Annotated in this window: 9 protein-coding genes; 1 reads left to right on the top strand and 8 read right to left on the bottom strand. The window is 70.0% G+C overall.

The window, feature by feature from the left end:
* The 5 genes from FHX37_RS17600 to FHX37_RS17580 all read right to left on the bottom strand — a co-directional run.
* A partial coding sequence (locus FHX37_RS17600) for a hypothetical protein (RefSeq protein ID WP_141924920.1) occupies window positions 1-283 on the bottom strand: 283 nt, incomplete at its 3' end.
* Entirely contained in the window at window positions 276-647 is a 372-nt protein-coding gene (locus FHX37_RS17595; protein ID WP_141924919.1) for a hypothetical protein, read from the bottom strand. The genes FHX37_RS17595 and FHX37_RS17600, both read right to left, overlap by 8 nt.
* Before the next feature lie 47 nt (window positions 648-694).
* Complete coding sequence (locus FHX37_RS17590) at window positions 695-1,003, bottom strand: Rieske (2Fe-2S) protein (protein ID WP_141924918.1); 309 nt, start codon at window positions 1,001-1,003, stop codon at window positions 695-697.
* Window positions 1,004-1,053: 50 nt separating this feature from the next.
* Window positions 1,054-1,626, bottom strand: a complete 573-nt coding sequence (locus FHX37_RS17585) for a phage tail tube protein (RefSeq protein WP_141924917.1) — start codon at window positions 1,624-1,626, stop codon at window positions 1,054-1,056.
* A gap of 15 nt (window positions 1,627-1,641) precedes the next feature.
* The gene (locus FHX37_RS17580; RefSeq protein ID WP_141924916.1) at window positions 1,642-2,112 is read right to left on the bottom strand and encodes a hypothetical protein; all 471 of its coding nucleotides are present in this window, start codon (window positions 2,110-2,112) and stop codon (window positions 1,642-1,644) included.
* Window positions 2,113-2,448: 336 nt separating this feature from the next.
* On the opposite strand from FHX37_RS17580, the gene FHX37_RS17575 reads away from it, so the two are divergent.
* Window positions 2,449-3,624, top strand: coding sequence for a GTP-binding protein (locus tag FHX37_RS17575; protein ID WP_141924915.1), 1,176 nt, complete (start codon window positions 2,449-2,451; stop codon window positions 3,622-3,624).
* Between the two features lie 112 nt (window positions 3,625-3,736).
* On the opposite strand, the gene FHX37_RS17570 is transcribed toward FHX37_RS17575, so the two are convergent.
* The 3 genes from FHX37_RS17570 to FHX37_RS17560 form a co-directional block, all read right to left on the bottom strand.
* Window positions 3,737-3,958 carry a ferredoxin gene (locus tag FHX37_RS17570; protein ID WP_141925340.1) on the bottom strand — a complete coding sequence of 74 codons (222 nt, stop codon included), beginning with the start codon at window positions 3,956-3,958 and terminating at the stop codon, window positions 3,737-3,739.
* A gap of 5 nt (window positions 3,959-3,963) precedes the next feature.
* On the bottom strand, window positions 3,964-5,124 hold the full coding sequence (locus FHX37_RS17565; RefSeq protein WP_170181616.1) for a cytochrome P450: 1,161 nt from the start codon (window positions 5,122-5,124) through the stop codon (window positions 3,964-3,966).
* Between the two features lie 491 nt (window positions 5,125-5,615).
* The gene (locus FHX37_RS17560; RefSeq protein WP_141924913.1) at window positions 5,616-6,434 is read right to left on the bottom strand and encodes an SAM-dependent methyltransferase; all 819 of its coding nucleotides are present in this window, start codon (window positions 6,432-6,434) and stop codon (window positions 5,616-5,618) included.
* Window positions 6,435-6,885: the final 451 nt, after the last annotated feature.

The following is a 6,885-nucleotide window of genomic DNA, read 5'->3' as shown; positions in this document are numbered from 1 at the left end:
CGGCCTGCTGGACCTGCTCCACCATCCCGGTCACCGCGCCGACGGTGGTCTCCACGCTGTCCTTGAACCCGACCACGGTGGAGACGGTCTCGGCGATGGCCGGGTTGGACTGCCGGAAGGACTGGACCATCGTGTCGACCTGGTCGATGACCAGGTCGGCGAACCCGGACCCGATGTCCCGGGCGGCCTGGTCCACCGCCTGAGAGACCGATCGTTGCAGGTTCTGGACGAGCCCGGACACGGCCTGCTGGGCCTGCCCGGTCAGGGCGGCGACCTCACTCACGTTCTGGCTCCGCTCTCGTGTTGCCGGTCGGTGGGTTCGGGGCGCCGAAGAACGCCCGCAGGTCCTGTGCGGTGGCTTCCGGTCGGCTCCGCGCGCGCCGCGGCGCGGCGCCCGGTTCCGGACGCGGCACGGGATCGGGCCGGGGCGGGGGTTTCTGTTTGCGGCCGCTGTTGGCGGAGACGAACAGCCAGTTGGCCGTGGCGAGGTGGTCGGCGGCCAGGGCGAGGAGATGCTCCCCGACCCCCCACTCGGCGGCGTCGCCGTGCACCGCGCGGGCCAACGCGCTGTCCCGGGGCAGGTGGCGCAGCAGGACCCGCAGACGTCGTGCGCTGACCGTTCCCCGGTAGTAGTCGAGGAGGTCCACGCCGTAGTGGCGCAGCAGGTCGGCCTCGATCTCCTCGGCGTGCTCGCTCAGGAGCGCGTCGAGGGCGTGCCTTCCCCCAGGCTCATCCCCGTCTCCTTGCCGTAGGCCTCCAGGATCGCCTGGATGTCCTGCACGCTGACCTCGTGTTTGCTGAACGCCTCGAACTGCTGTTCCCCCATGAGGACCTGGAGCAGTCCGTCGAGGTCGGAGGGGTCCAGGGCGGCGAGCTTCCCGGCGGCGCTGCGGGGGAGCTCGGAGGGCAGGGAGAAGACCTCCCCGTCCAGCTCGAACTCCCAGGCGTGGCCCAGCGCCTCCAGCCGTTGGGCGCGGGCGGCGTTCACGTTGAACCTGGCCATGCTGTACTCCCGGATGAGGTCTTCGTGCGGGGGCTACCGGTGCTGGGGGCTCAGCCCGTCTCGGCGCTGTCGCTGGGGTCGTGGGTGAGCCACACGGCCATGGGGCTGTCGGGGTCGCCCAGCGGGGCCAGGGCCTGGAACGTCAACCCGAGCTGTACCGCGGCCGAACGGGTGATCTGGACGTCCTCGCTCTCGGTGACGATTCCGCGGGGGACGACGAAGCGGGAGGTGACGTCGCCGTCGGTGAACTCCACGAGCAGCGCCCGCTCGTCGGGCTGGGGGTTTCCCCGCAGTTCGGCGCGTGTCACCGGGCCGTCCTTGGTGGCCTCCCGGTCCCCGAAGAAGAAGGAGAGGGTGTGCTGGTTGATCTGCAGCAGCGCGAAGGTGAGGGTGAACTCCCGCTCGCTGTAGGCGAGCCGGACGGGGGCGGTGTGCTGCCAGGAGGCGACGGGTTCCAGTGAGTCGGACTTCGTGAAGGTGACCCCCTCCTCGTTGGTGAATCCGAGGTCCTGCCAGGTGCCCTCGGGAAGGGGGTCAGTGGCTCCGGGAATGTCGGTGCCGGGTTCCGCCACGAGAACACGCCCGGTCCCACCGACGCGGACCTCGTTCGCATTGAGAGTCATATGTTGCTCCCGTTTTCACTGTGAATGGAATGCTTTTCTGCTTTCCCGGGATTTCGGATCGGCGTCCGGACCTGGGCTGACGGTGATTCGCTGCCGGAGGGTGTAGCGGGGAGTGCCAGGGTGGTCCTCGTCGGGTTCCAGGGCGGGCCCCTGTTCCTCGGCCACGTCGTGCACCCGTGCTCCCGGGCGGGTGGAGCCGACCAGGGTTCCGAGGAGGGCGCGGACGACGCGGGCGTTGCGGTGCGCCTCCGTACGGCCGTTGGCATGGCTGGCGACGCGCACGAGGGCGGTGTCCAGGCGTTGGTAGTGCGTGAAGGAACCGCCGGTGCGGGTGACGATCAGCACGGGGCGGTCCGGGGGCCACGGTTGGGCGGGTTCCACACCGACGTCCACCCCCTCGAGTTCCGGGCGCTGGGACAGGAATTCGACGAGGAGTGCCTCGACGTCCGGGAAAACGGGCGGAGGGTCGGGTTGGGGAGTTGTCACCGGAGCTCTTTCCTGTTTTCCGCTGATCGCGGCCGTCGGAACCGGAAAGTGGGGAGTGGGATGACGTCGCCTGTTCCGGGAATGTTTCTCGGCCCGGTGGAACGCAATCTACCTCCTCGAGTTTTTCCTCGCTACTGGTTGGGGAAAAGTGGCCGAATTCGGCCACTTTTCCCCAACCAGTAGCGGGTCCCCGGGTGTGGAGCGGTGGTGGTCACCGGCTCACGCGCCCGTGCCCCGGCTCTCGGGGCGGGGAGTCGCTGGGGATGGTTCCGCTCGGGGGAGGCATCCGTTATGATAATGAAAACCGTTTTTATATGAATGATGGAGCTGTCCCGCATGAGTCAGACAGGACCGCTGCCCGTGGTGCTCGTCACCGGGCTGCACGCCCGCTCCCGCAGGCACGTCGTCGACGAGCTGCTGCTGGCCCTGCCCGGGTCGGTGGCCGTCCGCCACGACATCCGCGGCAGCACCGGCCGGAACGTGCGCCGTGTGCTCCGCGACCGCTGGGGAGAACGCGAACGCACCCCTGTCGGGGAGGCGGGCTCCTGCTTCTCCTGCGCGCTGCTCCGGGACCTCGTGCCGCTGCTCCTGGACATCGCCGAACGCGGCGAGGACCGGTTGTGCGTGGTGGAGACCCACGGTGCCGTGGAACCGCAGACGGTGGCCGAAGCCCTCACCCTGGCCCGCAGCGAGGGCCGCCCGATCGCGGAGCGGCTGCGGCTGGCGGCGGTGGTGGGTGCCGTGCACACCGGTAGCCTCCTCACCGACCTGGCCACCACCGACACCCTCGCCGACCGCGGACTGGGCACCGCCGGGGACCGGCGCACGGTCGCCGAGGCGCTCGCCCACCAGCTGGAGTACCCCACCGTCCTCGCCCCGCACGGAACGTCTAGCGGGACCGCCCCCTACGAGCAGTGCGCGGCGCTGCTGTCCCAGCTCAATCCCGCGGCCCTGGTCGTGGAACCCGACGGGGCCGAACTGGCGGGACTGGCCGACGGCACGTTCGACCCGCTGGCCGCGCGGGCGCGCGTGGACCCGGTCACGGCACAGCCGCCCACCGGCCTGGAACGGGCGCGGGTACGCACCGTCACCTGGCACCGCGCCCTTCCCCTGCACCCGGGGCGGCTGCACGCCGCCCTCGACGAGCTCGTCGCCACGACCCTGCGCAGCCGGGGGCGCTTCTGGTTGGCCAGCCGCCCGGACACCCTGCTCGTGTGGGACGCGGCCGGGGCGTCGTTGGCGGTGGAGTCCGCCGGTCCCTGGGCGGCCGCTCTGCCGGGCGCGGCGTGGGAGTTGCTGGGGGAGCACCGGAAGGCGAGTGCCGGGCTCGACTGGACCCCCGCCGCGGGTGATCGGTGCCAGTGCTTGTCGTTCACCGGACTGGACCTGGACGCCGACCGGCTGCTGCGGGTTCTCGACGGGTGTCTGCTCACCGAGGAGGAGCGGGCCGACATGTCGCGCTTCATCCCCGAGGACGACCCGTTCGCCGCCGTGCTGGACACCGCCGCGTGACCGGTCCACACCCCGTGGACGCCGCGGCGGGGTCCGGGGTGCCAGCCGGGGACACGGGCCGGCCCCCCGGAGTCACACGCCGGAGACGCGCGGCAGGAGGGGGCTAGTGCCCCTACCGCCCCTCTCCGGGATCCGCAGCGTCGTCCTCGACACGCAGCGCGCGGCTCGGACACAGCTCGACCGCCTCGCGGGCGTCCTCCTCGCGGCCCGCAGGAACACGGTCGGCGAGCACGACCACGCGCCCGTCTTCCTCCTCCTGGTCGAACAGGTCGGCGGCGGTGTCCACGCACCGGCCCGCCGAACAACACCTCTCGCGGTCGGCCACGACGCGCATCGCTGTCACCACGTCACCGGCAGGCTCTGGGGTCCCATGATCAGGGACCAGTTCTTCATCGTGATCTCGTCCAGCGGAACCGCCGGCGCGAGGTTCTCGAAGGTGTGCAGCAGCCCGGTCACCGCGATCTGCAGTTCGAGCCGGGCCAGGGCCTGGCCCAGGCACTGGTGGACCCCGAACCCGAACGCGACGTGCGTGCGCGCGTCGCGCTGGAAGTCGAACTCCTCGGGCCTGTCGTACCACGCCGGATCGTGGTTGGCCCCGTTGAGACCCAGCACGACTCCCTCACCCGCTCGGATCGTGACCCCGCCGACCTGTGCATCGGCGACGGCGACCCGGGTCAGCGCGCTGCGGACGATGGACGCGCGCCGGAGCGACTCCTCCACGGCGGGCCGGACGAGCGAGGGGTCGCCCCTCAGCTGACGCATGCGCTGCGGCTCGTTGAACAGCAGCAGCATCATCATGCCGATCATGTTCGCGGTGGTCTCGTGTCCCGCCGTGAGCATCAGGCGCGCCATGGCGACGACGTCGGCGTCGTCCATGCCCACGGCGTCGCGTTGCCGCCCGATGTGGCTGAGCATGTCGTCCCCGGGGTGTTCCCGTTTGGCAGTGGCGAGCCGGTGCAGGTACTCGCCGATCTCGCGGTAGGAGTCGGCGGCGTCCGCCGGGTAGCTCTCCAGGGAGACGACGTTGCGGGTGTGGTGCTGGAACGTGTCGCGGTCGTCGTAGGGGACGCCGAGAAGGATGCAGATCACCTGCGACGGCAGCGGCAGCGCGAACGCCTCGACGAGGTCGGTGGGGGGACCGTCGCTGCGCATGCGGTCCAGGAGGTCCTGGGACGCCCGGGTGATGGCGGGCCGCATCGCCTCGATGCGGCGGACCGTGAAGGAGGGGGTGAGCACACGGCGCAGCACGTCGTGCCGGGGCGGGTCCATACGCAGGAACGAGAGTCCCCCGGGAGGGTTGGGGATATTGAACAGGAAGGGGAACCCGGGTTTCTGGTCGTCGGCGGAGAACCGGTCGTCCGACAGGACGGTGCGCACGTCGTCGTGGGAGCGGACCAGCCAGCCGACGGTGTTGGGGAGCTCGACGCGGACCGGCGGGCCCGGTTCGGAGGAGAGGTTGTCGAGGGTCGCGATCACGCGGGAGAGGTCGTCGATAGGCACGATGGCGGTTCCTGACCGTGATCCGGGGGGCGTGGGGATCGGGTGCATGCCATTCTCTCGATCCGGTATACCCCCGCGGAGACGTCTGACACTTTTCTTTTGGTTTCGTGTCGTGTGTCAGAATGTTTTTCTTATTTCTTTTGTTGCGGGAGGGTTTTCGGAGTTTTCGGGGCACTCGTGTGGCGCGGGCGCAGGGATGATGTCCCGTACCTGTGGAAACGGGATGGGATGCGTGGTTTCCACCGCGGGGGCGGGAATTCCCGGAGAGGCCCTCTCCTCTGCGGCTGCCGCGCGGTGTTTTCCCGGCCACCGGGGGAGATGCGGTGCCGGATCGTGGGGAACGTTGCCCGCCGAACCGGCGCACGGCAGCGGAGCGGTCCGGTAGGCGAACGCTGTTCCCGCCGGGAGCGTGCCGGGAACCGGGGGCCGGCACGCTCGGGGCGGGACGTCCGGTCCGGGGGTCGTGTTCGGACCGGACGTCTGTCGTGGTCTCAGGGCTTGCGGGCGACGCCGGCGCGACTGTTGGACTCGCGGGCGGTGCCGACGTCCACGGGGTCGGGCCGCCATTGGGAGCACTGCACGTGTCCCGGCTCCACGAACTCCAGTCCGGCGAAGAACGTCCGCAGGTGTTCGGGGCTGCGGAGGTTGTAGGGCAGGGTGGCGGCCTCGTTGTAACGTTCCTGGGCCTGGACGAAGTCCTCGTCGGTGTTGGTGGCGTCGTAGTGCACCAGGTAGCTGCCGGAGGGCAGGCCCTCGAGCAGCCGCCCGACGATACCGGGGGCCTCGTCGTCGGGAATGTGGCCGAGCACGCCCATCAGCATCAACCCGACGGGTTGGGTGAGGTCCAGCGTCTGGCGCGCGTTCTTCAACACGGTGTCGGGATCGCGCAGGTCGGCGTGCAGGTAGTCGGTCGCGCCCTGCTCGCTCCCGATGAGCAGCGCCCGGGCGTGGGCCAGTACCAGCGGGTCGTTGTCGACATAGACGATCCGGCACTCGGGAGCGACCGACTGCGCGACCTCGTGCGTGTTGTGATGGGTCGGCATCCCGGTACCGACGTCCAGGAACTGCCGGATGCCGGCCTCGCGCGTGAGGTAGGTGACGGCGCGCTGCAGGAACGCCCGCGCTGCCCGGGCGAAATCCACGATCTCGGGGAACGTCTCGTAGTAGGAGTCCCCGGCCTGCCGGTCGACCGGGTAATTGTCCTTTCCGCCGAGCCAGTAGTTCCAGATCCGTGCCGAGTGCGGGACGCTCGTGTCGATCGACTGGTCCTGGCCCGCGTTTTGGCTGGCTGAGGAGGGATTCTCGTTCATGTGGGGGCCTTTCGTGGTTATGTGTGGCTGACGCCACTATGCCACACCACTCTGTACGTGAATGAGTGCTCGCGGTAGGCGAAATTTCCCCCCCGTCCCGCCCCCGCCCGGTAATGGCGAAAACCGTGTTCCGGATATTCACGAACGGGATTTCTGTACCCCGGTAACGCGTCGGGGGCGAATTGTGCGGTGTTCCCGGGAATCCGTTCCTGCGCAGCGGAAACAGCGCACCCGGAGGTGTCGCGGGAGGGTCCCTGCCGCCGAGCGCGGTCGTGCGCGCCCTCGGCGTCCAGTGACCGAAACACGGCACGGAGCCACGGCGCCCCCGGAAGGGCGGGCTCCGCGCCCGGTGCACCGCCCTTCCGGCGCGGAACGCCGGAGCGCCCGAGGTAGTCCACCTCACATCCGACGGCCGCGAGGTATTGACGCGCCTCTCCTCCCGATCGCACAC

The organism is Haloactinospora alba (assembly GCF_006717075.1).
In the GTDB taxonomy this organism is placed as follows: Bacteria; Actinomycetota; Actinomycetes; order Streptosporangiales; family Streptosporangiaceae; genus Haloactinospora; species Haloactinospora alba.
The sequence above is the reverse complement of the archived record's forward strand: the minus strand, read 5'-3'. Positions and strand labels throughout refer to the sequence as shown.

What these genes read in the sequence shown, in the direction of transcription:
- FHX37_RS17560 (WP_141924913.1), bottom strand. Translation starts at nt 6,434, where the DNA reads ATGAACGAGAATCCCTCCTCAGCCAGCCAAAACGCGGGCCAGGACCAG.
- FHX37_RS17590 (WP_141924918.1), bottom strand. Translation starts at nt 1,003, where the DNA reads ATGGCCAGGTTCAACGTGAACGCCGCCCGCGCCCAACGGCTGGAGGCG.
- FHX37_RS17585 (WP_141924917.1), bottom strand. Translation starts at nt 1,626, where the DNA reads ATGACTCTCAATGCGAACGAGGTCCGCGTCGGTGGGACCGGGCGTGTT.
- FHX37_RS17570 (WP_141925340.1), bottom strand. Translation starts at nt 3,958, where the DNA reads ATGCGCGTCGTGGCCGACCGCGAGAGGTGTTGTTCGGCGGGCCGGTGC.
- FHX37_RS17575 (WP_141924915.1), top strand. Translation starts at nt 2,449, where the DNA reads ATGAGTCAGACAGGACCGCTGCCCGTGGTGCTCGTCACCGGGCTGCAC.